The following is a 23,253-nucleotide window of genomic DNA, read 5'->3' on the forward strand; positions in this document are numbered from 1 at the left end:
AGTCTGCCGGCTCCGGGCCGGCCGCGACACCCTCGCCGGCCGGGTTGATCGATCGGTCGGGCCGGCGCTCGGTCGGGTCGGCGCTCAGTCCAGCCCGGCGCTCAGTCGAGCCGGCGCTCGACGGCCAGCCGGGAGCGGGTGAACAGGCCGGCGCCGAGCATCGCCACCAGCGGCACCACCACCAGCACGACGAGGATCGAACCGGGCACCACCAGCCGGTACGGCTCCTGCGCCGGCCAGCTCTCGGCGTACCGGCGGTTCGCCGCGGTGAGGATGATCACCGCCGAGCCGAGGCCGGCCAGGATGCCGAGCACCGAGCCGGTCCCGGCGATCACCCCGGCCTGGCAGAGCGACAGCAGTCGCCGTACCCGAGGACTGGCGCCCACCGCGGCCAGGGTGGACAGGTCGGCCCGGCCCTCCGCGGCGGCGAGTCCGGTGGCGATGGCCGCCGCGCCGCAGGTGACCACCCCGGCGGCCAGCGCCAGCAGGAGCAACTGCGGGGACCGGTCCGTCTTCGACGCGCCGCGCTCCACCGTGACGTCCACCGGCAGGTACGCCCGCAGCGCGGCGGTGAACCGGGCCTGCTGGCCCTGGTCCGGCACCACGTCGGTGCCGACCACCCAGCCGACCTGGCGCCCGGTCAGCCCGAGCCGCTCGGCAGCCGCGCGCGACAGCACCAGCCGGTCGGGGGACATGGCGCCGGTGAGGGCGTAGCCCGGCACGGTGCTGATCCGGGTGTCCAGCGGCTCCGGATCGTCCTCGGTCCGGGTGGCGACCAGGGTGACCCGCCCATCCGCGACCCGTCTCGGGTCACCGACCACCACCCCGCCGGCGCGCAGCACCGCGGTCGCCGCGGCGGTCGCCGCCGGGTCGGCGTCGGCCAGCGCGAGCAGCGCGCGGCCGTCGTCGACCACCGCGACCGGGTACATCGAGTAGAAGCCCTCGGTGGTGTCACCGCAGCGCGGGTCGGCGCGGGCCGCCCGCTGCTCGGCGCGGCTCAGCGGCTCCCCGAGAAGGTACGGGCAGGCCCGCTCCGCCGGCAGCCGGGCCGTCACGTCGCAGTAGCCGGGGCCGGTGGCGCAGACCGGGTACGCCAGCGGGGCGGCCGATCCGCCCGGCAGATGGGTCCGGGCCAGCTCGTCGACCACGGGCAGCGGGGGCAGTTGCTGGCCGGGATCGTCGCCGTGGCTCGAGGTGACCAGCACGTGGCCCGGCGGCAGGGTCGATTGGTACTGGGCCACCTCCCGGTCCCCCTGGCTGGCCAGGTAGACGCCGAGGGCGACGCTGCCGGCGACGGCCGCCATCACCGCGGAGATGGCCGGCGCGGCGGAGGCACGGTTGCGGCTGGCGTCGCGCAGCGCGATGCGGGGCGCCAGCGGGAGCAGCCGGCCGAACCGGGCCAGCCCGCCGAGCAGGGCGGGGGTGGCGAAGACCAGCCCCAGCTCACCGAGGACCAGCCCGAGCAGGATGCCGGTGGATTGGCTGCGGGCCGCGCCGAACGCGGCCACCGCGCAGCCGGCGGCGGTGAGCGCCACCCCGAGGACCAGCCAGCGGCGGCGGTGCGGCGGTGCGCTGCGCCGTCCGGCCAGCCCGGCCACCACGTCCTGCCGGGCGGCCGTCCAGGCCGGGGCGAGCGCGGCGAGCACCCCGGCGGTGACCGCCACCAGCGCGATCGCGGCCAGCGCCGCCGGGAAGACCCGGTAGCCGCCGGAGCGCGCCATCAGCAGGTACTCCTCGACCAGCGGCCGGCCGGCGAAGGCCGCCGCCACGCCCAGCGCCACCCCGACGGCCGCCCCGACGCAGCCCAGCACCACCCCGTCGGCGAGGACCACCCGGCGCAACTGGGCGGCGTCCCCGCCGGCGACCGCCACCAGGGCCAGCTCCCGCCGCCGCCGCCGTACGCCGACCGCGAAGGCGGGGCCGACCAGCAGCACCACCTCCAGCAGGCCCAGCCCGCCGATCAGCAGCCCGTTGCCCAGCTCGTCGGCGGCCAGTCCGGAGGCCTGGTCGAGCGGGACCGCGCCGGGCACCGCGCCGCGGGCGGTGATGGTGACCCCGTTGTCGTTGAGCCGGCGGACCAGGGCGTCGTCCGGCGGGCCGGGCAGGTCGACCATCCAGCCGAACTCCCCGTCCCGGTCGGGACGGCCCACCGTCGCCGGGTACAGGGCGACCACCTCGCCCAGGTCGTCCGGGAACTCCGCGATGCCGACCACCGTGTAGCTGCGCGAACCGTCGGCCACCGTGACCCACCCGCCGAGGTGGGTGCCGAGGCGGGACCGGGCGCGTTCGCTGACCGCGATCTCGGTCGGCCCGGCCGGGGCGCGTCCGGTCAGCAGCCGCGCGCTGCCCCGGGCCAGCGGGTCGGCCAGGTCCATGGCGCGGGCGTCGAGGGACACGTCCCGGCCGCCGCGACGGACCTCGAACGGCATCCAGCGGGCCACCGGCACCACCCGGCTGCCCGGCGGCAGCAACGCCGCCACCTCCTCCACCCGGGTCGGGCGCCGCACCGGCTGGTCGTCGGCCCGGCGGCCCACCGGCTGGTCGTCGGCCTGGCGGTAGCCCCCGCCCCAGGCGTCCTGCCGGATCCGGCCGTCCGCCACGGCCCGCAGCGCGGCGTCGGCCACCCCGAGCTGGCGGTCCAACTGCTCGTCGCGGGTCAGCTCGGCCATGTCGTAGCTGACCGCGACGAAGGTCAGCGCCAGCACCGGCAGCGCGATCATCGCCAGCACCAGCGCGGTCCGCCCGCGCGCCCGGCGGGCCTCCCGGCGGGCGATGCGCAGCGCGGCGCGCCACGATCCGACCAGCGCGGCGAGCCGTCCGGCGCCGCGCCGGCTCACCGCGGGCTGCCGGTCAGCAACTGCTCGACGCCGGGCAGCGGCGCGGTGGAGTCGACCAGCACGCCGTCCCGGAGGAAGACCACCCGGTCGGCCCAGCCGGCGTGCCGCGCCTCGTGGGTGACCAGCACCCCGGCGGCGCCCGCGTCGACCCGGGTACGCAGCAGGTGCAGCACCGCCTCACCGGTCTGCGAGTCCAGGGCGCCGGTGGGCTCGTCGGCGAGCACCAGCCGACGCTCACCGACCAGCGCGCGGGCGATGGCGACGCGCTGCTGCTGGCCGCCGGAGAGCTGGTCCGGGAACCGGTCGCCCAGCCCGCCCATCGCCACCTCGTCGAGCGCCGCGAGGGCCTGCCGCCGCGCCGCCCGTACGCCCACCCCGTCCAGTTCGAGGGGGAGCGCCACGTTCTCGGCGGCGGTGAGGCTGCCCAGCAGGTTCAGGTCCTGGAAGATGTAGCCGATCCGCCGCCGCCGGACCTGGGCCAGCCGCCGCCGGTCCAGCTCGCCCAGCGACTGGCCCTCGACCCGGATCTCCCCGGCGGTCGGGCTGTCCAGCCCGCCGGCCAGCGCCAGCAGGGTGGACTTGCCGGAGCCGGAGGGCCCCATCACGGCGACCAGTTCCCCGGGGCGCACGGTCAGGCTCACCCCGCGCAGCGCGTGCACGGTGGCCGCGCCGGCGCCGTGGGTGCGGTGCACGTCGCGGACGTCGAGCACCGGGTCGGTCGTCGGGTTCACCGCCGGACCTCCTGGTCGGACCGGTCCACCGCCTCGGCGGCGGTCGGTGCCGGGCGGCCGGGCGGCGGACTGTACCGCACCAGGCTCGTCTCGCAGTGGTCCAGCCAGCGGATCTCGGCCTCCGCCTGGAACACCATCGAGTCCAGCACCAGCCGCCAGGGCAGATCCTCGGGCCGGTCGCTGGCGAACTTCAACCGGGTCAACTCCTGCAACGTGCGCATGGTGGCGGTGCGTTGGCCCTGCACCACCGAGCGGACGTCGACGCCGGGCGTGGTCAGGGCCAGGGCCAGCTTGATCGCCAGCTCGTCGCGGGGCCGGTCGGTGCGGCTGATCGGGGTGGCGAACCACAGCGCCAGGTCGGCCCGGCCGGCGTCGGTGATCTCGTACGGCCGCTGGCCGCCCTCGCCCTCGGGCAGCGGGCGGACCAGGCCGTCGCGTTCCAGCCGGGACAGGGTGGTGTAGACCTGCCCGATGTTCAGCGGCCAGGTCGACCCGGTCGACTCCTCGAAGGCGGCCCGGAGCTGATAGCCGTACATCTGGCCGCGTTCGAGCAGGGCGAGCAGCCCGTGACGGATGGACACGCAACGGAGTATGCATACCTGGTATACGGTCCGCAACCGGGATGCCGACAGCCGACGCTTCCGCCGGGCCGCCGCCCGCGTCAGGCGGGGCGGCCCGGGAAGGGGACGGTGAGCGGGGTCACCCCGGCGGCCCGCCGCCAGCGGGTGGCCCGCAGCGCGCTGTCGGTGAGCGCGGCCAGCGCCCGGCTGCGGTCCGCCCCGTCGGTGTGCGCCAGGGCGGCCCGCCAGAACCCGGCGGTGCGTTCCTCGATCCCGACCGCCAGGCGCAGCGCGCTCGGCCCGTCGGAGACCGGGAAGGGCAGCGCGTAGCCGGCCCGGTCCGCCGGGACCTCGCCGTCGGCGCTGAGCTGGAGGACCAGCGCGTCCCGCCGGTTGCGGTGCGCGGCCTCGGCGGCGCGGGCGGCGGACCGGTCCGCCCCGGTCAGGTGCACCCCGATCCGGCCGTACGCGTAGATTGCGGCGTACTCCGCGCTCAGCGCGGCGCGCAGCGCCTCGGTGGCCCCGGCGGGCGCGCGGCGGGTCATGCCAGCACCTCGGCGTGGGTGGCCCGGGCGGCGGTGATCGAGCCGAGCAGCGCCGCCCGCTCGGCGGGGGCGGCGGCGCACGCCTGCGCGGCGGCCTGCCGGCCCTGCTGCTCCGCCCGGCGCAGCGCGGCGAGCGAGTCGGCGCCGGCCGGGGCGCTCGCGCTCGCGGCCGGCGATCCCGACGGCGGCGTCCGGCCGATCACCCGGCGCAGCTCGGCGGCGTGCGCCTCGTGCGCCTCGGCGATCGGGGTGAGCCGGTCGGCGAGGCCGGGATCCGCGGCGATGGCCGCGCGGTGCCGGGCGGCCAGGTCGAGGGCGCCGGCGACGAGGGGCTCGAGCGGATCGGGCGCGGGCGGCGGCTCGTCCTTGCGGTCGAAAAGATCACAACCGGCGAGCGGCGCGGTCGCCCCGCCCAGCATCAGCAGGGTGCCGGCCCGCAGCACGTTGCGCCGGGAATGCCCGGTCGTCTCGTCGCGCTCTGTCGTTCTGCCCGTCGCCACCGGACAAGTCAACACCATCCGCGCCGGCAGGTGGGCCACCGGCGTCGGTGCGCCGCCGGGTACGCCACCCGGCAGGCGCGTTACGCTCTGCGCAGCCACCGGGCGCGTCTCGCCCCGGTGGCGTGCCGGCATGGCGGCCCGACCGGGCCGCCGTCGATCTCGGAGGGGTGCGCCAGATGACGCAGCGTGGCCGTGCCACCAGGTCGACCGGACCGTCGGGTCGTCCCCGGCGGCCCGACGGCCCCCGGGGCGGGGACCGGGCCGGCGCGCCGCGCGGTGACCTGGGCGCCCGGCGGGCCCGGCTACGCGAGGTGATCGAGCCGGTGGTCGCCGAGGCCGGCTACGACCTCGAGGACCTCTCCGTCTCCCGGGCCGGCCGGCGGCACGTGGTCCGGGTGATCGTGGACGCCGACGGCGGGATCAACCTGGACGCCGTGGCGGACGTCTCCCGGGCCGTCTCCGCCGCGCTGGACGCGGCCGAGGAGGCCGGCGGCGACCTGGTCGCCGGGGAATACCAGTTGGAGGTCAGCTCGCCCGGGGTGGACCGGCCGCTCACGTTGCCCCGGCACTGGCGGCGCAACGTCGGCCGGCTGGTGAAGGTGACCGTGCGCGGCGCGGCGGGCCTGCCCGAGCAGCGCGCCGCCGGGGACCGGCAGCTCACCGGCCGGGTGGTCGAGGCCGACGACGAGCGCGTGGTGCTGGAGACCGACGCCGGCCGCGCCGGACATCCGTACGCCGAGCTCGGCCCCGGCCGGGTGCAGGTGGAGTTCAACCGCCTCGACGAGATCGACGAGGCCGACGACATTGACGACATCGACGACGAAGATGATGTGGAGGACGAGGAGAGGTGAACATCGACCTCGCGGCGCTGCGCGCACTCGAGCGCGAGCGGGAGATCCCGTTCGACACGATCCTCGCGGCGATCGAGACCGCGCTGCTGACCGCCTACCGGCACACCGACGGCTCCGAGCCGCACGCCCGGGTGGAGATCGACCGTAAGACCGGCGCCGCCCTGGTGTACGCCCAGGAGTTGGACGACGAGGGCACCGTGGTGCGGGAGTGGGACGACACCCCGCACGACTTCGGCCGGATCGCCGCCATGACCGCCAAGCAGGTGATCCTCCAGCGGCTGCGGGAGGCCACCGACGAGGTGCACTTCGGCGAGTACGTCGGCCGCGACGGTGACCTGGTCACCGGCGTGGTGCAGGCGCACGAGGTACGCCGCGAGAAGGGCATCATCAGCGTCGACCTGGGCAAGCTGGAGGGCATCCTGCCGCAGTCCGAGCAGGTCCCCGGCGAGGACCCGCAGCACGGTGAGCGGATCCGGTGCGTGGTGGTGCACGTGGCCAAGGGCATGCGCGGGCCGCAGATCACGTTGTCCCGCTCGCACCCGGCGCTGGTGAAGAAGCTCTTCGCGCTGGAGGTGCCGGAGATCGCCGACGGCACCGTCGAGATCGCCGCCATCGCCCGCGAGGCCGGGCACCGCACCAAGATCGCTGTACGCTCCACCGTCTCGGGCGTGAACGCCAAGGGTGCCTGCATCGGCCCGATGGGCCAGCGGGTGCGCGCGGTGATGAGCGAGCTGCACGGCGAGAAGATCGACATCATCGACTGGTCGGACGACCCGGCCACCTTCGTCGGCAACGCGCTGTCGCCGGCCAAGGCGCTGCGGGTCGAGGTGGTCGACCTGGCCAGCCGGACGGCCCGGGTGACCGTGCCGGACTTCCAGCTCTCGCTGGCCATCGGCCGGGAAGGGCAGAATGCCCGGCTTGCCGCCCGGTTGACCGGTTGGCGGATCGACATCCGGTCCGACGCGGAGCAGTCCGCGCCGGCCGGCCGGGGCGAAGCTGATCACGTCCGGGAGCCGGGCGGAGCGATCTCCGGCAGCTAGGGGTAGACTTTCTTCGGTGGTACGACGCGCGCTGCCGGAGCGCACCTGTGTGGGTTGCCGGCGACGAGCGCCGGCCGACGAACTGCTGCGGATCGTCGCGCTCGGCGACGAGGCTGGTGGTTACAGCCTCCGACCTGATCCGGCCCGCAGGATGCCGGGTCGGGGAGCGAACATGCACCCTGATCCGGCCTGCTTCGCGCAGGCGGTGCGACGCCGCGCCTTCGGGCGTGCGTTGCGGGTCACCGCGGTCATCGATCACGGTGAGCTGGCGGAGCACGTTCACGCGTCAAGCCCGACGTCCGGTCAACCCGACCGGGCGAGGGTCGCTAGCAAGGTAGGACGACCGACATGAGCACACGATGAAGTCCCTGAAATGACCAGGCTTCAAGTGCACGAGTGAGGTCGCTGCGGGTGCTGCCCGCACGACCTCGGAGTGAGGAGTGCAGTGGCAGGTAAGGCCCGCGTACACGAGCTTGCTAAGGAGCTCGGGGTCGAAAGCAAGACCGTGCTCGCCAAGTTGAAGGAAATGGGCGAGTTCGTCAAGTCCGCGTCGAGCACCGTCGAGGCGCCCGTCGCCCGACGGCTGCGCAACGCGTTCGTCGCCTCCGCCGGGTCTCCGGCACCGGCGGCAGCTCCCGCGGCGGCGCCGACCCCGACGCCGACCCCGACCCCGGGCGCCCCCCGGGTCTCGGCCAAGCCGATGCCGCCTCGGCGGCCGGCCGCGCCGACCCCGGGCCCGAAGCCCAAGCCGCCGGTTCCCGGCCCGCCGTCCGCGGCGACGCCGGTCGCGAAGCCGGCGAGCGCGCACGACATCGAAGTGGCGGCCGCCGAGGCGCGTGCCGCCGCGCTGAAGGCTGAGCAGGAGGCCGCGGTCAAGGCCGCCCAGGCCGCCCGCCAGCAGCAGCGCGAGAACGTCCGCCGGGAGCCCCCGGCCGAGGGCGGCCCCCGTCCGGGTCCGCGTCCCGGCCCGGGCGCCATGCCGCCGCGGCCCGGTTCGCCGGCCGCCGGTGGTCGTCCCGGCGGGCCCGCCCAGGGCCCCGGTGGCCGTCCCGGCGGTCGCCCGCCGGCGCGCGGCGCCGGTAACAACCCGTTCGGCATCTCCGGTGGCCAGCAGCAGCGGCCGCCGGCCGCCGGTGCGGGCGGTCCGCGGCCCAGCCCGGCGGGCATGCCGCCGCGGCCGAGCCCGGCGTCGATGCCGCCGCGGCCCAGCCCGGCGTCCATGCCGAGCCAGCGTCCCGGTCGTCCGGGTGGTCCCGGCGCCGGTCGCCCCGGTGGCGGCGCGGGTCGTCCCGGTGGTGGCGGCGGTGGCGGTGGCTACCGCGGTGGTCCCGGTGGTGGCGGCGGTGGCGGTGGCTACCGCGGTGGTCCCGGTGGTGGCGGCGGTGGCGGTGGCTACCGCGGCGGTCCCGGTGGCGGCGGCGGTGCTCCCGGCGGTGCTCCCGGCGGTGGTTTCCGTCCGGGTGGTGGCGGCGGTCGCCCCGGTGGCGGCGGTCGTGGTCGTGGCGGCGGTGCCGCGGGTGCCTTCGGGCGTCCGGGTGGCCGGCCGACCCGCGGTCGCAAGTCCAAGAAGCAGCGCAGACAGGAGTTCGACAACCTGTCGGCCCCGACCATGTCCTCGGGTGCTCCCCGGGGCCAGGGTCAGGTCGTCCGGCTCTCCCGTGGCGCCTCGCTGTCGGACTTCGCCGACAAGATCAACGCCAACCCGGGTTCGCTGGTCCAGGAGATGTTCAACCTGGGCGAGATGGTGACCGCGACCCAGTCCTGCTCCGACGAGACCCTGCAGCTGCTGGGTGCGCACCTCGGTTTCGATGTGCAGATCGTCAGCCCGGAGGACGAGGACCGTGAGCTGCTCGCGCAGTTCAACATCGACCTCGACGCCGAGGTGGCGGAGGAGCGGCTGGTCAGCCGGGCGCCGGTGGTGACCGTCATGGGTCACGTCGACCACGGTAAGACCAAGCTGCTCGACGCCATCCGTAAGGCAAACGTGGTGGCCGGTGAGGCGGGTGGCATCACCCAGCACATCGGCGCGTACCAGGTCCACGTCCCGCACGAGGGCGAGGACCGCGCGGTCACCTTCATCGACACCCCGGGTCACGAGGCGTTCACCGCCATGCGTGCCCGTGGTGCCCAGGTCACCGACATCGTGATCCTGGTGGTGGCGGCCGACGACGGCGTCATGCCGCAGACCATCGAGGCGTTGAACCACGCCAAGGCGGCCGACGTGCCGATCGTGGTCGCGGTCAACAAGGTCGACAAGCCGGACGCCAACCCGGACAAGGTCCGCCAGCAGCTGACCGAGTACGGCCTGGTCGCCGAGGAGTACGGCGGCGATACCATGTTCGTCAACGTGGCCGCCAAGCCCGGCATCGGCATCGACGACCTCCTGGAGGCCGTCCTGCTGACCGCCGACGCGTCGCTGGAGCTGACCGCTCCGATCGACGGGCCGGCGCAGGGTGTGGCCATCGAGGCGCACCTGGACAAGGGCCGCGGTGCGGTGGCGACGGTGCTGGTGCAGAAGGGCACCCTGCGGGCGGGCGACTCGATCGTCGCCGGTGGGGCGCACGGCCGGGTCCGGGCCATGCTCGACGAGAACGGCAACCAGGTCGCCGAGGCCGGGCCGGCGCGTCCGGTCCTGGTGCTCGGCCTGACCGCGCCGCCGAGCGCGGGCGACACCTTCCTGGCCGCGGCGGACGACCGTACGGTGCGGCAGATCGCCGAGCAGCGCCAGGCGCGGCGGCGGGCGGCGGCATTCGCCAACTCCCGCGGTCGGGCCACCCTCGAGACGCTCATGGAGCAGCTCAAGGAGGGCGAGAAGACGTCGCTCAACCTCATCCTCAAGGGCGATGTCTCCGGTTCGGTGGAGGCCCTCGAGGACGCGCTGTTCAACCTCGACATCCCCGAGGAGGTCCAGCTCAAGGTCCTCGACCGGGGCGTCGGCGCGATCACCGAGAGCAACGTCATGCTCGCGAGCGCGTCGTCCGAGCCGGTCACGATCATCGGCTTCAACGTGCGGGCCGCCAACAAGGTCCGCGAGATGGCCGACCGCGAGGGCGTGGAGATCCGGTACTACACGGTCATCTACCAGGCCATCGAGGAGATCGAGGCGGCGCTCAAGGGCCTGCTCAAGCCGGAGTACGAGGAGGTCGAGCTGGGCACCGCGGAGATCCGCGACGTGTTCCGTTCGTCCAAGATCGGCAACATCTCCGGTTGTATCGTCCGGTCCGGCATCATCCGCCGCAACGCCAAGGCGCGGCTGCTGCGGGACGGGGCGGTCGTGGCGGACAATCTCACGATCAGCTCGCTGAAGCGGTTCAAGGACGACGCCACGGAGGTCCGCGAGGGCTTCGAGTGCGGTCTGACCCTGGGTGGTTACAACAACGTCCAGGTCGGCGACGTCATCGAAACGTTCGAGATGCGGGAGAAGCCGCGCGCCTGAGCGCGGTGAGCACGACCGGTCGACGGCCGGGGCCCCTGGTGGGTCCCGGCCGTCGCCGTATCTGCGAGCTGCGACAATTTCCGGCGTGCTCAGGTACGCGCTGCTGCTCGCCCCGTCCGCCAACCGGGTCTACGCCGACGCCGCCGGCCGGCTGGCCCGCGCCGAGCTGGAGATCTTCGCCGGTTCCGGGGCGCTCGACGCCGCGCCGGTCGACCCCGCCACCGAGCGGATCGGCGGGGTGGAGTACCTGACCTTCGCCGCCCCGGAGCCCGGCCTCGGCGCCCGCGACCTGGCCTACCTGGCGAACCTGTCGGCGGCGTACGCGCTGTTCGAGCGGGTGGGTGACGACCTGCTGCGGCCGGTGCCGCTACGCCCCCTGGCGCGCTACGACGCCGACCTGATCACCATCCCCAAGTACGCCGGTAAGACCAACGAACAGTTCACCCGGCTGCTGCTCAACGTCACAGTGCTCGCCTCCGCCTCGGCCCCGGCGATGCTCGACCGGCAGCTGGTGGTGCTGGACCCGCTCTGCGGTCGGGGGACCACCCTCAACCAGGCCCTGATGTACGGCTACGACGGCATCGGCGTGGAACTCGACGGCAAGGACGTCGACGCGTACGCGGCGTTCCTGCGTACCTGGCTGCGCCGCAAGCGGCTCAAGCACACCGCCGAGATGGTGCCGGTGCGGCGGGACCGCCGGCTGCTCGCGCGCCGGTTCGAGGCGGTGCTCGCCCCGTCCCGGGAGGAGCACCGGTCCGGGGCCACCCAGCGGGTGACCGTGCTGCACACCGACACCACCCGGGCCCGCGAGGTGCTCCGGGCCGGCTGCGCCGACGTGATCGTCACCGACGCCCCGTACGGAGTGGCGCACGGCGCCCGGACCGCCGAGCGGGGACTGTCCCGCAGCCCGCTGGACCTGCTGGCCGCCGCCGTACCGGTCTGGTGCCAGCTGCTGCGCCCCGGCGGCGCGCTGGGGCTGTCCTGGAACACTCAGGTCACGCCGCGGGTGGCGGCTGAGGAGGTGCTGGCCGGGGCGGGGCTGCGGGTGGTCGACGGCCCCGGCTGGCGGGACCTCGCGCACCGGGTGGACCAGGCCATCGACCGGGACGTGCTGGTCGCGGTCGCCCCGCGCTGACCTCCGGCGCCGCCGCCCGCCGGCCCGGCGTGGCCACGGGATGCGGCGGGTGGGGCGGTCGTGGGACGGGGTGGCCGCAGGTTGCGGCAGGGGGGTCTCTCCCTCGGCGGCAGGCGGCCCGTGTCGACCCGGATCGCTGGGCGGGGTTGCGGCGGGTTGGGTGGTCGTGGGGCGGGTTGGGGCAGGTGGGGGTTCCCTTCGCCGGCAACGCGGCCCGTGCCGGCCCGGGTCGCTGAGGCCGGGGGGCCGGGCCGGGAGCCTCGGTCGGCGTGGACGGCGGGAGGGAAAATCCGTGATCCGCGCCGCACCGGTGGCGTACCGTTTGCCGCCGTGTATACCGCAACCGCGCTGTTCGACCTGTTGCTGCCCGGGGACTCCCGCTCCCTGAAGGCCAAGCGCTCCTACGTCCGGCCGATCGTCGCCGCGCTGCGCCGCTTCGAGGTGTCGGTGGCCGAGACCGGCGCCCTGGATCTCACCGGCCGGGCCGAGATCGGCGTGGCGGTGGTGGCCGCCGAGGCGGCCCACGTGCGCGAGGTGCTCGACTCGTGCGAACGCCTGGTCGCCGCCCGGCCCGAGACGGAGCTGCTGTCGGTCCGCCGCCGCCTCTACGGCCCCGAGGACTGAGCGCCCACGCGAGGTGTTAACAGGGGGCCCCTGCTCTACCGAAAGCGTTAACAGGGGGCCCTTCCTTACCGGTCGGCGGGGGTGCGCGGGGGGCGGGGCGGCGCGGGTAGGGTTCGAGGTGTTGGGCGGTCGGACCCGGCGGCGCCAGCGCCGTCGTTCCCGGCCGGGAGCAGCACGCCGTGGAGGTGGGGGAGATGTCGGATCCGGCCAAGGTACGCCGGCACGCGGAGCGCATCCGTGAACTGGTCGCGTCGGTGGTGCGGAGCCAGATCAAGGACCCCCGGCTCGGCATGATCACCATCACCGACGCCCGGATCACCGCCGACCTGCGCGACGCCACCGTCTTCTACACGGTGCTCGGCGACGCGGCCGCCCAGGCCAGCACCGCCGCCGCGCTGGAGAGCGCCAAGGGCATGCTGCGCAGCACGGTGGGCAAGGCGCTCGGGCTGCGCCACTCGCCGACCCTCACCTTCGTCCTGGACGACGTGCAGGACCAGGTCAAGCACATCGACGACCTGCTCGCCGCGGCCCGGACGGCCGACGCCGAGGTGCAGCGGCTGGCCGCGCAGTCCAGCTACGCCGGCGAGGCCCAGCCGTACCGGGTCGACGAGGACGAGGACGACGCGGAGAACAGCGACGCGGACAACAGCGGCGCGGACGGCGGCGACGTCCCGCCCGCCACGGACCGACGGTGACCGACGTCCCGGACCGGGTGCCCCGCCAGGGGGTGCCCGCCGGACCGGGCGAGCCGGACTGGGCGGCCGCCGTGGCGGCGGTACGCGGCCTCGGCCCCGAATCCCGGGTGCTGCTGATCTGCCACGTCAACCCGGACGGCGACGCGCTGGGCAGCATGCTCGGCTTCGGCCTGGCCCTGCGCCGGCTGGGCGTACGGCAGCTCCAGGCCACCTTTCCCGGCCCGCCGGAGGTGCCGGAGCCGCTGCGCTGGCTGCCCGGGTTGGAGCTGCTGGTGCCGGCGACCGAGGCGTACCCGGACCCGGAGCTGGTGGTCTGCTTCGACGCGGCCAGCGAGTCGCGCCTCGGCGAGCTGGCCGGCCGGCTGGCGGAGCCGGGGCCGGTCCTGGTGCTCGACCACCACGCCTCCAACACCGGGTTCGGTGACGTCCAGCTGGTGGCTCCGGCCGCCGCGGCCACCTCGGTGGTCGTCGAGGAGTTGCTGGCCCGGCTCGACATCGCGCTGGACGCGGAGATCGCCGCCTGCCTCTACGTGGCGCTGACCACGGACACCGGCTCGTTCCGCTTCGACGCGACCACGCCGGCCGTGCACCAGTTGGCCGCCCGCCTGCTGGCCACCGGGATCCGCCCGGGCGACATCTCCCGGCAGGTCTTCGACACCCGCCCGTTCGGCGCGGTCCGCCTCTTCGGCGAGGTGCTGGGCCGGGCCCGGCTGGAGCCGCCGGCCGCCGCCGGCCACGGTCTGGTGTGGACGTACGCCACCCAGGACGACCTGGCCCGGCACGACCAGCGACCGTACGTGCTGGAGGCGCTCATCGACTCGGTCCGGTGCACCGCGGAGGCCGACGTGGCGTGCGTGCTGAAGCAGGTCGGCCCGGCCCAGTGGGCGGTCTCCCTGCGCAGCAAGGGCGCGGTAGACGTAAGCCGGGTGGCGGCGGCGCTCGGCGGGGGCGGGCACCGGTTCGCGGCCGGTTTCACCGGCAGCGGCGACGCCGACGCGGTGGTCGACCGGATCCGGGCGGAGCTGGATTCGGCGCTGGTCACCTCCTGACCCTGGCCCGGCCGGGCCGGAGATCAGGGTCACCTCCGGGGGTGTCGGTCTTCCGGCGCCGCGTGAGGGCGGGGAGAATCGGATGATGGAGCAGCCCCGCGAGCTCGTCGTCGAGGCACCCCGGGCGTGGGATCGGCCGGTGGTCACCGTGCCGGTGCTGGTCTGCATCTCGGTGGTGGGCGGCCAGTTCCCCTCCTTCTCCGCGGCGGCGAACATCTGGACGCTGGGCACCGGTGGCGCGCTGATCTGGCTCGGTCTGGGCAACCGGGTGCCGCGCCGGCCGGCCCCCCGACGGGTGGACCGGGCGGCGGGGTGGTGGCTGCTGCCGATCACCGTCTTCGGCGTCTTCGAGGGCGCCACGTTCGTGATGTCGGTGGGTGACGAGTTCCCGACCTTCTCCCGGCTGGCGGACCCGCTGCTGGAGGACCCGATGGTCCGGTCGGCGGCCTGGTTCGCCTGGCTGGCCGCGTTCTGGGGGCTGGTGCGCCGATGATGCGCATGCTGGCCATCGGCGGCTTCCTGCTCGCCCTGGCGCTGTTCGCGCTGCTGGAGGTGCTCTCCCGGCGGGAGGGGTCGCGGATCCCGTCGCTCGGGGTGGTCTGCGCCTACGTGATGCGCTATGAGGTCGGTCCGGTGCCGGTGGGCCGGATCGGACTGTTCGGCTTCTGGTGGTGGCTCGGCTGGCACTTCCTCGCCCGCTGAGCCCACCCTCCCACGCCCACCGCCCACCGCCGTCGGCCGCCCGCCGCCCGCCGCCCGCTGCCGGCCGCCCGCCGCCCGCTGCTCCGGCATTCCGCCGCCGGCCGCTCCGTCATCCCGTCGCCCGCCGTCGAGAAGCGGGCCCGCTGCCCCGTGGGGTCACCGCGCGCCGCTGAGCTGCCGGTTCGTCGCACCTGTCCAGATGGCGGGAAGCGTGGGCAACATGTGGAAAGTAAACGTTAACTTGGGAACGGACCGGCGTCCGGACGGACGCGGGTCGCGGGGCGGTGGCGTCACACCCGGCGTCGCCTCCCTCCAGGGTCAGACCGACCCGGGCTCACGCTGCCAGGCGAGCCGCTCCGGTGATCCCGGACCGCCCGCCCGGCGCCGCAGGACCGCCCGCAGGGGCCGCCGTGCCGGTGGCCCGACCCACCCTGGAAGGGAACTCCCATGGCCAGCAAGCCCAAGCCCGAGAACACCGACGAGGCCCGCGAGCAGATGCGGCGCGCGCTGCAGACCTCGATGGACACCCGCCAGTGACCCAGCCGGACCCGGCGGCGGCGCCGGCGACCTGACGTCGCCGACGTCACCGCCGCGCCGGACGCCCGCCCGGCCGGACGCTACGGTCGTCCGGTGCGACGGATCCTCATCGTCGGCAGCGCCGGCGCCGGCAAGAGCACCCTGGCCCGTGCGGTGGCCCGCCGGCTCGATCTGCCGCTGATCCACCTCGACCGGCACTACTGGCGTCCCGGCTGGGTCGCCGCCGACGAGGCCGACTTCCGCGCCGAGGTGGCGGCGCTGGCCGCCCGCCCGGCCTGGGTGATGGACGGCAACTACCGGGCCACCCTCGACCTCCGCCTGCCCCGCGCCGACCTGCTGGTGCTCTGCGACCCGCCCCGGCTGCGCTGCCTCGTCCGGGTGCTGCGCCGGCGCTGGGTGGACCGGGCCAGCCGGCGGCCGGACCGACCGGACGGCTGCGCCGAGCGGCTCGACCTGGAGTTCCTCCGGTACGTCTGGCACTACCCCCGGCGGTCCCGGCCCCGGGTTTTCGCCGCGCTGGCGGAGACCGCCCCGGACCTGCCGGTGGTCCGACTGCGCCGGCCCGCAGACGTACGCCGCTGGCTCGCCACCCTGCCGAGCGCCTGAGGCTCAGCCCGGCCCCGCCCGACCGTGCCAGGCCGGGCCGGGCTGTGCCGAACCGTGCGGGCTGTGCCGGGCCGGATTGCGCCGGGCCGTGCGGGGCTGTGTCGGGCCGGGGGCTCAGTGGCGGGCCGTGCCCTGGGCGGTGCGCCGGCTGATCCGGCCGCCGCCCGGCCCGCGCAGCACCGCGGCGATCGCCACCGCCACCGGCACCGCCAGCAGCGGGCCGAGCAGGTACGCCCACCAGGCCCGGGGCTGGCCGTACACCAGGGCGGGGCCGAGCGAGCGGAACACGTTCATCGACGCCCCGGTCAGCGGTGAGGCCCAGAGGCCGGCCAGGGCGAGGTAGCCGCCGACGGCCACGGCGGCCAGCCCGCCGACGTTCTGCGCGCCCGAGGCGGTGCCGAGGATGGCGCTGAGCAGGCCGACGGTGAGGATCAGCTCCCAGAGCAGGGCGAGTCGGGCGTCCACCCCCGGGCCGGGGAGGGTGAGCCCGGCGGTGCCGTGCCCGCCCAGCGACCCGGCGAGCAGCCCGGCCGCGGAGACCGCCCCGGCGAACTGGGCGAGGAGGTAGCCCGGCACCCGCCGCCACGGGAAGTCCCGGCGCAGGGCGAAGGCGAGCGTCACGGACGGATTGAGGTGGGCCCCGGCCACCGCACCCATGAACAGGATGATCGAGGCCACCATCAGGCCGGGGCTGACCACCGCGGCGGTCCGGCTGACCGCCTCCGCGCCGATCCGCTGGTTGACCACCCCGGGCCCGACGGAGGCCAGCACCAGCAGGAAGGTGCCGAGGTACTCGCCGAAGAACCGCCGCCACCACAGCGGGTCCCCGCCGTCGACGATCGCCTCGCCGCCCGCCGTCATGGCCTCACCGTACGACGGGGTGCCGGCTCGGGGACGTGGGTCGGCGAGGTCGGCGCGGGGTGCCCGGTTATGTAAGTGATGACAGGGCTTGCGTCCCTTACTGGGTGCGTGCCAGGATCGGCGTCGATGAGCCAGCCCGCCACCGCTCCCGCCCCGGTCGACGCCACCGCGCGCCGGGTCGCCGCCCTCGCCCTGCCCGCCCTGGTGGTGCTCGCCGCCGAGCCGCTCTACGTGCTTGTCGACACGGCCGTGGTGGGGCACCTCGGCCGGGTGCCGCTGGCCGCGCTGGCCGTCGCCGGCACGGTGATGACCCTGGTGGCCTGGCTCGGCACCGTCGTCGCGTACGGCACCACGGGGCGGTCGGCCCGCCGGTTCGGGGCGGGCGACCGGGCCGCCGCGGTGGCCGAGGGGGTGCAGGCCTCCTGGCTCGCCCTCGGGGTGGGGCTGCTGGTCGCGGCCGGCATGCAGCTCGGCGGCGGCGCGCTGGCGCGTACCCTCGTCGGCGAGCCCGGGGCGGTGGCCGACGCCGCCGGTCACTGGCTGCGGGTCGCGGCCCTGGGCGCTCCCGGCCTGCTGCTCGCCGCGGCCGGCAACGGCTGGCTGCGCGGCATCCAGGACACCCGCCGGCCGCTGTGGTTCGTGCTCGGTCCCAACCTGCTCTCCGCCCTGCTCTGCCCGCTGCTGGTCTATCCGGCCGGGATGGGGCTGGTCGGCTCGGCGGTGGCCAACGTGCTGGCGCAGACCCTCTCCGGGGTCCTCTTCGCCGCCGCGCTGGTCCGCGAGCGGGTCCCGCTGCGGCCCCGTCCCCGGCTGATCCGGCAGCAGTTGGTGCTCAGCCGCGACCTGCTGGTCCGCGGCGTGGCCTTCCAGGCCAGCTTCCTGTCCGCCACGGCGGTCGCCGCCCGGTTCGGCGCCGCCGCGGTCGGCGCCCACCAGATCGCGGTGCAGCTCTGGTTCTTCACCGCGCTGGTGCTGGACGCGCTCGCCATCGCCGCCCAGGCCCTGATCGGCGCCGCCCTCGGCGCGGGCGACGCGCCCGCCGCCCGGGCGCTGGCCCGCCGCCTCGCGCTGTTCGGCGGGGTCTGCGGCGTGGGCTTCGCGGTCCTCATCGCCGCCGGCACCGGCGTGGTCCCGGGCCTGTTCAGCGCCGACCCGGGGGTACGCGAGCAGGCCATGGTGGCCTGGCCCTGGTTGGTGGCGTTGCAGCCGATCGGCGGCGTGGTGTTCGCCCTCGACGGGGTGCTGATCGGCGCCGGGGACGTGCGCTACCTGCGCAACCTCACCATCGTGGCCGCGTTGGGCGGGTTCCTGCCGGCGATCTGGCTGGCCTACGCGCTCGACCTGGGGCTGGGCGGGATCTGGGCCGGCCTGATGCTCTTCGTGGTGCTGCGGCTGGTGGCCCTGCTGCTGCGGCTGCGCTCCGGCGGGTGGGCGGTGGTCGGCGCGGTGCGCTGAGCCCGGCTGCCTTCGAGGTGTGCCGGCGGGACCTTGGCCCGGTGCGCCGTACGTCGGTGACGGCCCGCGCTGCCCCGTCTGGCAGGCTTGGCGGTCGTGAGCACAGACGGTCTGATCGTGGTGGACAAGCCGGGCGGCATGACGTCGCACGACGTGGTGGCGCGGATCCGGCGGCTCGCCCGGACCCGCCGGGTCGGGCACGGCGGCACCCTGGACCCGATGGCCACCGGTGTGCTGGTGATCGGGGTGGGGCGGGCCACCCGGCTGCTCACCTACGTGATCGGGGCGGGCAAGAGCTACGCCGCCACGGTCCGCCTCGGCCAGGCCACCGTCACCGACGACGCCGAGGGTCACGTGATCGCCACCACCCCGGCGGGCCCGGTCACCGACGACGCGATCCGCGCCGCGTTCGCCGCGCTCACCGGCGAGATCGACCAGGTGCCGAGCGCGGTGAGCGCCATCAAGATCGACGGTCAGCGGGCGTACAAGCGGGTCCGCGAGGGGGAGAGCGTCGAGCTGCCGGCCCGCCGGGTCACCGTCTCCCGGCTCGACGTGCTGGCGATCCGGCGGGACACCCCCGACGTGGTGGACGTCGACGTCGACGTGACCTGCTCGTCCGGGACGTACATCCGGGCGTTGGCCCGCGACGCCGGGTTGGCGCTGGGCGTGGGTGGGCACCTGACCGCGCTGCGGCGGACCGCGGTGGGCGGGTTCACCCTGGCTGAGGCGGCCACCCTCGACGAGCTGGAGCAGCGGGCCCCCACGGTGGTGAACCTGCCCCTCGACGCGGCGGCCGACCGGTTCTTCCCGCGCCGGGAGGCCGGCGTCGAGGAGGCGAAGACGCTCTCCCACGGCGGGCCGCTCGACCCGGCGGGCATCGACGGACCGTACGCCGTCTTCGGCCCGGACGGCGGGCTGATCGCTATCGTCAGCGAGCGGGGCGGGCGGGCCCGCGCGGAGATCGTGCTCGCCCCGGCCTGACGGGGAAGCGTTAACCGGGGGCCCTTCCTATACAGCAGGCGTTAATAGGGGGCCCTTCCTTACAGGGGAGGACGGCATGCAGCGGTGGCGGGGGTACGAGGCGGCGCCCGGCGGGTGGGGGCGCTCCGTGGTCACCATCGGCGTCTTCGACGGCGTGCACAAGGGCCACCAGGCGACCATCGGGCACGCCGTGGCCCGGGCCCGCGAGCTGGGGGTCAGGTCGGTGGTGGTCAGCTTCGACCCGCACCCGGCCGAGGTGGTCCGCCCCGGTTCGCACCCGGCGGTGCTCACCGAGCCGGCCCGCAAGGCCGAGCTGATCGAGGCGCTCGGCGCGGACGTGCTCTGCGTGGTGCCGTTCACCCCGGAGTTCTCCCGGCTGTCGGCCGAGGCGTTCGTGCACGACATCCTGGTCGAGCACCTGCACGCCGCGCTGGTGGTGGTGGGGGACAACTTCCGGTTCGGGCACCGGGCGGCCGGTGACGTGGCCCTGCTGGAGCGGCTCGGCCGGACCTTCGGCTTCGGGGTGGAGGGCGCCCCGCTGGTCGCCGAGGCGGGCACCGTCTTCTCCTCCACGTACATCCGGTCCTGCGTCGACGCGGGCGACGTGGCTGCGGCGGCCGCCGCGCTGGGCCGGCCGCACCGGCTGGAGGGCGTGGTGGTCCGCGGCGACCAGCGCGGACGTGAGCTGGGTTACCCCACCGCCAACCTGCTCTGCCACCGGTACGCGGCGGTGCCGGCCGACGGCATCTACGCCGCCCGGCTGGTCCGGCGGGGCCACCGGGAGCCGCTGGCGGCGGCCGTCTCGATCGGCACCAACCCCACCTTCTCCGGGCGGGAGCGCCGGGTGGAGGCGTACGCGCTGGACTTCACCGGCGACCTGTACGGCGAGCGGCTGGCCCTGGACTTCGTGGCGCACCTGCGCGAGCAGCGCAGATACGACGCGATCGAGCCGTTGGTGGCGCAGATCGCCGAGGACGTGGAGCGGACCCGGCGGGCGCTGGGTTGAGCCGGCCGGGCCGGGCGCGCGGGCCCTTGACCGGGCGCTTCCCGCAGGTGCTGGTAGTCTGGCTAGGACGTCGGCTGACCGACGTGGGGCCTCGCGTGCCTGCACGACGCCGCGGGTGCGAGGAACCGGCCCGTCCCCCGGTCCCGAGACCGATCCGACGGGCATCGTCAAACGACCCACGAAACAGGGAGAACATGGCGCTCGACCAGGAAGCCAAGGCCAAGATCCGCCAGGAGTACGCGACCGCCGAGGGCGACACCGGTTCGCCGGAGGTGCAGGTCGCGGTCCTGACCAAGCGGATCGCCGAGCTCACCGAGCACCTGAAGGTGCACAAGCACGACCACCACAGCCGCCGTGGGCTGCTGCTGCTGGTCGGCCGGCGCCGCCGGCTGCTCAACTACGTCCAGAAGAAGGACATCAACCGCTACCGGTCGCTCATCGAGCGGCTCGGCCTGCGCCGATGACGTGACGGGGGAGTGGCCGCCTGGCCGCTCCCCCGTTCCGGTGCGCCACCCGAGGACCGGGTGGCGGCACCACCAGAACAGAAGAAGGGCCGCGCGACCACCCGACAGGGAGCCGGTCAGCGTACCGGTCTCCGGTAGTGGCCCCCGGGCACCTCGGCAGTTCGCCGACCACCCCGGGCGCTTCGATCGAAGACCGGCCGTCTGAGCAGCTCCGGTGTCGTGAGCCCACGACGCGAAGGAGCACCACAGCACATGACCGAGACCAACCTCGGCACCGAATCCCGCACCGCCGTGATCGACAACGGGTCCTTCGGCACCCGTGAGATCACGTTCTCCACCGGCCGCCTCGCCCGCCAGGCCGCCGGCTCGGTCGTCGCCCAGCTGGGCGAGACCGTGGTCCTCTCCGCCACCACCGCCGGCAAGCAGCCGAAGGAGCAGTTCGACTTCTTCCCGCTGACCGTCGACGTCGAGGAGCGGATGTACGCCGCGGGCCGGATCCCCGGCTCGTTCTTCCGCCGCGAGGGTCGGCCCAGCGAGGACGCCATCCTCACCTGCCGGCTGATCGACCGGCCGCTGCGCCCGTCCTTCGTCAAGGGCCTGCGCAACGAGGTCCAGGTCGTCGAGACCGTGCTGGCGCTCGACCCGCAGCACCCGTACGACGTGGTGGCGATCAACGCCGCCTCGATGTCGACCAAGCTCTCCGGCCTGCCGTTCTCCGGCCCGATCGGGGCCACCCGGGTCGCGCACGTCGACGGCCAGTGGGTGGCCTTCCCGACCCTGGAGGAGCTGGCCCGGGCCACCTTCGACATGGTCGTGGCCGGCCGGGCGCTGGAGGACGGCGACGTCGCGATCATGATGGTCGAGGCCGAGGCGACGCCGAACGCGGTGACCCTGATCGCGGGCGGCGCCACCGCCCCGACCGAGGAGATCGTGGCCAGCGGCCTGGAGGCCGCGAAGCCGGCGATCCGCGAGCTGTGCCGCGCCCAGAGTGAGCTGGCCGAGGTGGCCGCCAAGCCGGTCGCCGAGTTCCCGGTCTTCCTCGATTACCAGGACGACGTGTACAACGCGGTCGCGGACCTGGCCCGCGGCGACGTGGCCGAGGCGGTCACCATCGCCGGCAAGGCGGACCGCGAGGAAGCCTTGGACGCGGTGAAGGCCCGCGTGATGGAGGCGCTCGCCCCGCGCTTCGAGGGCCGGGAGAAGGAGCTCAGCGCCGCCTTCCGGGCGCTGACCAAGTCCGAGGTGCGCAACCGGGTGCTACGCGAGCAGGTCCGCATGGACGGCCGCGGCCCGCGCGACATCCGTCCGCTGACCGCCGAGGTCGGCGTGCTGCCGCGGGTGCACGGCTCGGCGCTGTTCGAGCGGGGCGAGACCCAGATCCTGGGCGTGACCACGCTGAACATGCTGCGCATGGAGCAGATGGTGGACACCCTGTCCCCGGAGAACCGCAAGCGCTACATGCACAACTACAACTTCCCGCCGTACTCCACCGGTGAGACCGGTCGGGTGGGTTCGCCGAAGCGGCGCGAGATCGGCCACGGCGCCCTCGCCGAGCGGGCGCTGATCCCGGTGCTGCCGTCGCGCGAGGAGTTCCCGTACGCCATCCGGCAGGTGTCCGAGGCGCTCGGTTCCAACGGCTCCACCTCGATGGGTTCGGTCTGCGCCTCGACGCTGGGCCTGCTCAGCGCCGGTGTGCCGCTGAAGGCGCCGGTGGCCGGCATCGCCATGGGCCTGATCTCCGACGAGATCGAGGGCAAGACCGAGTACGTGACGCTGACCGACATCCTCGGCGCCGAGGACGCGTTCGGTGACATGGACTTCAAGGTCGCCGGCACCCGGGACTTCGTCACCGCTCTCCAGCTCGACACCAAGCTCAACGGCATCCCGTCGGACGTGCTGGCCGCCGCGCTGCAGCAGGCGAACGAGGCCCGGCAGATCATCCTCGGTGTCATGGAGGCGGCGATCGCGGCTCCGGCCGAGATGTCGGACTACGCGCCGCGGGTCACCACCGTCAAGATCCCGGTCGACAAGATCGGCATGGTGATCGGCCCGAAGGGCCAGACCATCAACGCCATCCAGGACGAGACCGGCGCCGAGATCTCGATCGAGGACGACGGCACCATCTACGTCGGCGCGACCAACGGCCCGTCGGCCCAGGCCGCGGTCGACCGGATCAACGGCATCGCCAACCCGACGCTGCCGAAGGTCGGCGAGCGGTTCCTCGGCACGGTGGTCAAGACCGCCGCGTTCGGCGCCTTCATCTCGCTGCTGCCCGGTCGTGACGGCCTGCTGCACATCTCCAAGGTGGGCGACGGCAAGCGGGTCGACAAGGTCGAGGACTTCCTCAACGTCGGCGACAAGGTCGAGGTCGAGATCGCCGACATCGACGCCCGCGGCAAGATCTACCTGGACAAGGTCCGCCCGGAGGGCGCCGAGGCGCCGGCCGCCGGTGAGGCCGCCGGCGGCGAGCGGCCGGCCCGGGACCGGGGCGACCGTGGCCCGCGCGGTGACCGGGGTGGCGACCGTGGCCCGCGTGAGGGCGGCGACCGGGGTCCGCGTGAGGGTGGCGAGGGCGGCGGCGAGTCCCGCCCGCGTCGCCGGACCCGGCACAGCTGAGCAGTGATCCGGCCGGGTGGTG

General features: G+C 75.0%; 22 protein-coding genes. 16 read left to right on the top strand and 6 right to left on the bottom strand.

Annotated features, from left to right (window positions below):
* Positions 1-101: 101 nt before the first annotated feature.
* The 5 genes from K7640_RS04125 to K7640_RS04145 form a co-directional block, all read right to left on the bottom strand.
* Positions 102-2,837 carry an FtsX-like permease family protein gene (locus K7640_RS04125; protein WP_222953339.1) on the bottom strand — a complete coding sequence of 912 codons (2,736 nt, stop codon included), beginning with the start codon at positions 2,835-2,837 and terminating at the stop codon, positions 102-104.
* Positions 2,834-3,568, bottom strand: a complete 735-nt coding sequence (locus tag K7640_RS04130; RefSeq protein WP_222953340.1) for an ABC transporter ATP-binding protein — start codon at positions 3,566-3,568, stop codon at positions 2,834-2,836. Before K7640_RS04130 ends, K7640_RS04125 begins: the two co-directional genes overlap by 4 nt.
* Positions 3,565-4,149, bottom strand: a complete 585-nt coding sequence (locus K7640_RS04135; RefSeq protein ID WP_222953341.1) for a PadR family transcriptional regulator — start codon at positions 4,147-4,149, stop codon at positions 3,565-3,567. The genes K7640_RS04130 and K7640_RS04135 overlap by 4 nt, the downstream gene beginning before the upstream one ends.
* Positions 4,150-4,229: 80 nt before the next feature.
* Positions 4,230-4,673 carry a ferritin-like domain-containing protein gene (locus K7640_RS04140; protein WP_222953342.1) on the bottom strand — a complete coding sequence of 148 codons (444 nt, stop codon included), beginning with the start codon at positions 4,671-4,673 and terminating at the stop codon, positions 4,230-4,232.
* Positions 4,670-5,116: a hypothetical protein gene (locus K7640_RS04145; protein ID WP_222953711.1), complete on the bottom strand. Its 447-nt coding sequence runs from the start codon at positions 5,114-5,116 to the stop codon at positions 4,670-4,672. Before K7640_RS04145 ends, K7640_RS04140 begins: the two co-directional genes overlap by 4 nt.
* A 233-nt stretch (positions 5,117-5,349) precedes the next feature.
* On the opposite strand from K7640_RS04145, the gene rimP reads away from it, so the two are divergent.
* The 11 genes from rimP to K7640_RS04200 all read left to right on the top strand — a co-directional run bounded on the left by rimP (position 5,350) and on the right by K7640_RS04200 (position 15,848).
* Positions 5,350-6,024, top strand: a complete 675-nt coding sequence (gene rimP / locus K7640_RS04150) for a ribosome maturation factor RimP (protein WP_222953343.1) — start codon at positions 5,350-5,352, stop codon at positions 6,022-6,024.
* Positions 6,021-7,064, top strand: coding sequence for a transcription termination factor NusA (gene nusA / locus K7640_RS04155; protein ID WP_222953344.1), 1,044 nt, complete (start codon positions 6,021-6,023; stop codon positions 7,062-7,064). Before rimP ends, nusA begins: the two co-directional genes overlap by 4 nt.
* 16 nt (positions 7,065-7,080) lie before the next feature.
* Entirely contained in the window at positions 7,081-7,416 is a 336-nt protein-coding gene (locus tag K7640_RS04160) for a YlxR family protein (RefSeq protein WP_222953345.1), read from the top strand.
* Positions 7,417-7,509: 93 nt separating this feature from the next.
* Positions 7,510-10,500: a translation initiation factor IF-2 gene (infB, locus tag K7640_RS04165; protein WP_222953346.1), complete on the top strand. Its 2,991-nt coding sequence runs from the start codon at positions 7,510-7,512 to the stop codon at positions 10,498-10,500.
* 85 nt (positions 10,501-10,585) lie between these two features.
* Entirely contained in the window at positions 10,586-11,635 is a 1,050-nt protein-coding gene (locus tag K7640_RS04170; RefSeq protein WP_222953347.1) for a TRM11 family methyltransferase, read from the top strand.
* Between the two features lie 330 nt (positions 11,636-11,965).
* Entirely contained in the window at positions 11,966-12,259 is a 294-nt protein-coding gene (locus K7640_RS04175; RefSeq protein WP_222953348.1) for a DUF503 domain-containing protein, read from the top strand.
* A gap of 194 nt (positions 12,260-12,453) precedes the next feature.
* Positions 12,454-12,954, top strand: coding sequence for a 30S ribosome-binding factor RbfA (gene rbfA / locus K7640_RS04180; RefSeq protein ID WP_222953349.1), 501 nt, complete (start codon positions 12,454-12,456; stop codon positions 12,952-12,954).
* A gap of 17 nt (positions 12,955-12,971) precedes the next feature.
* On the top strand, positions 12,972-14,003 hold the full coding sequence (locus tag K7640_RS04185) for a bifunctional oligoribonuclease/PAP phosphatase NrnA (protein WP_222953712.1): 1,032 nt from the start codon (positions 12,972-12,974) through the stop codon (positions 14,001-14,003).
* Between the two features lie 85 nt (positions 14,004-14,088).
* Positions 14,089-14,496, top strand: a complete 408-nt coding sequence (locus K7640_RS04190; protein WP_222953713.1) for a hypothetical protein — start codon at positions 14,089-14,091, stop codon at positions 14,494-14,496.
* The gene (locus tag K7640_RS04195; RefSeq protein WP_222953714.1) at positions 14,496-14,705 is read left to right on the top strand and encodes a DUF6186 family protein; all 210 of its coding nucleotides are present in this window, start codon (positions 14,496-14,498) and stop codon (positions 14,703-14,705) included. Before K7640_RS04190 ends, K7640_RS04195 begins: the two co-directional genes overlap by 1 nt.
* Before the next feature lie 630 nt (positions 14,706-15,335).
* Entirely contained in the window at positions 15,336-15,848 is a 513-nt protein-coding gene (locus K7640_RS04200) for an AAA family ATPase (RefSeq protein ID WP_308042451.1), read from the top strand.
* A 114-nt stretch (positions 15,849-15,962) separates the two neighbouring features.
* On the opposite strand, the gene K7640_RS04205 is transcribed toward K7640_RS04200, so the two are convergent.
* Positions 15,963-16,709, bottom strand: a complete 747-nt coding sequence (locus K7640_RS04205; protein ID WP_222953350.1) for an MIP/aquaporin family protein — start codon at positions 16,707-16,709, stop codon at positions 15,963-15,965.
* 126 nt (positions 16,710-16,835) lie between these two features.
* On the opposite strand from K7640_RS04205, the gene K7640_RS04210 reads away from it, so the two are divergent.
* The 5 genes from K7640_RS04210 to K7640_RS04230 all read left to right on the top strand — a co-directional run bounded on the left by K7640_RS04210 (position 16,836) and on the right by K7640_RS04230 (position 23,231).
* The gene (locus K7640_RS04210) at positions 16,836-18,164 is read left to right on the top strand and encodes an MATE family efflux transporter (protein WP_222953351.1); all 1,329 of its coding nucleotides are present in this window, start codon (positions 16,836-16,838) and stop codon (positions 18,162-18,164) included.
* 96 nt (positions 18,165-18,260) lie between these two features.
* Positions 18,261-19,145, top strand: a complete 885-nt coding sequence (truB, locus tag K7640_RS04215; RefSeq protein WP_222953352.1) for a tRNA pseudouridine(55) synthase TruB — start codon at positions 18,261-18,263, stop codon at positions 19,143-19,145.
* 76 nt (positions 19,146-19,221) lie between these two features.
* On the top strand, positions 19,222-20,151 hold the full coding sequence (locus tag K7640_RS04220; protein ID WP_222953353.1) for a bifunctional riboflavin kinase/FAD synthetase: 930 nt from the start codon (positions 19,222-19,224) through the stop codon (positions 20,149-20,151).
* A gap of 194 nt (positions 20,152-20,345) precedes the next feature.
* Entirely contained in the window at positions 20,346-20,615 is a 270-nt protein-coding gene (rpsO, locus tag K7640_RS04225) for a 30S ribosomal protein S15 (protein ID WP_013284678.1), read from the top strand.
* 252 nt (positions 20,616-20,867) lie between these two features.
* The gene (locus tag K7640_RS04230; protein WP_222953354.1) at positions 20,868-23,231 is read left to right on the top strand and encodes a polyribonucleotide nucleotidyltransferase; all 2,364 of its coding nucleotides are present in this window, start codon (positions 20,868-20,870) and stop codon (positions 23,229-23,231) included.
* Positions 23,232-23,253 lie beyond the last annotated feature (22 nt).

It is taken from the genome of Micromonospora sp. PLK6-60, assembly GCF_019890675.1.
In the GTDB taxonomy this organism is placed as follows: domain Bacteria; phylum Actinomycetota; class Actinomycetes; order Mycobacteriales; family Micromonosporaceae; genus Micromonospora.

What these genes read in the sequence shown, in the direction of transcription:
- K7640_RS04190 (WP_222953713.1), top strand. Translation starts at nt 14,089, where the DNA reads ATGGAGCAGCCCCGCGAGCTCGTCGTCGAGGCACCCCGGGCGTGGGAT.
- K7640_RS04140 (WP_222953342.1), bottom strand. Translation starts at nt 4,673, where the DNA reads ATGACCCGCCGCGCGCCCGCCGGGGCCACCGAGGCGCTGCGCGCCGCG.
- K7640_RS04205 (WP_222953350.1), bottom strand. Translation starts at nt 16,709, where the DNA reads ATGACGGCGGGCGGCGAGGCGATCGTCGACGGCGGGGACCCGCTGTGG.
- K7640_RS04195 (WP_222953714.1), top strand. Translation starts at nt 14,496, where the DNA reads ATGCGCATGCTGGCCATCGGCGGCTTCCTGCTCGCCCTGGCGCTGTTC.
- K7640_RS04230 (WP_222953354.1), top strand. Translation starts at nt 20,868, where the DNA reads ATGACCGAGACCAACCTCGGCACCGAATCCCGCACCGCCGTGATCGAC.
- rimP (WP_222953343.1), top strand. Translation starts at nt 5,350, where the DNA reads ATGACGCAGCGTGGCCGTGCCACCAGGTCGACCGGACCGTCGGGTCGT.
- rpsO (WP_013284678.1), top strand. Translation starts at nt 20,346, where the DNA reads ATGGCGCTCGACCAGGAAGCCAAGGCCAAGATCCGCCAGGAGTACGCG.
- K7640_RS04220 (WP_222953353.1), top strand. Translation starts at nt 19,222, where the DNA reads ATGCAGCGGTGGCGGGGGTACGAGGCGGCGCCCGGCGGGTGGGGGCGC.
- K7640_RS04210 (WP_222953351.1), top strand. Translation starts at nt 16,836, where the DNA reads ATGAGCCAGCCCGCCACCGCTCCCGCCCCGGTCGACGCCACCGCGCGC.
- rbfA (WP_222953349.1), top strand. Translation starts at nt 12,454, where the DNA reads ATGTCGGATCCGGCCAAGGTACGCCGGCACGCGGAGCGCATCCGTGAA.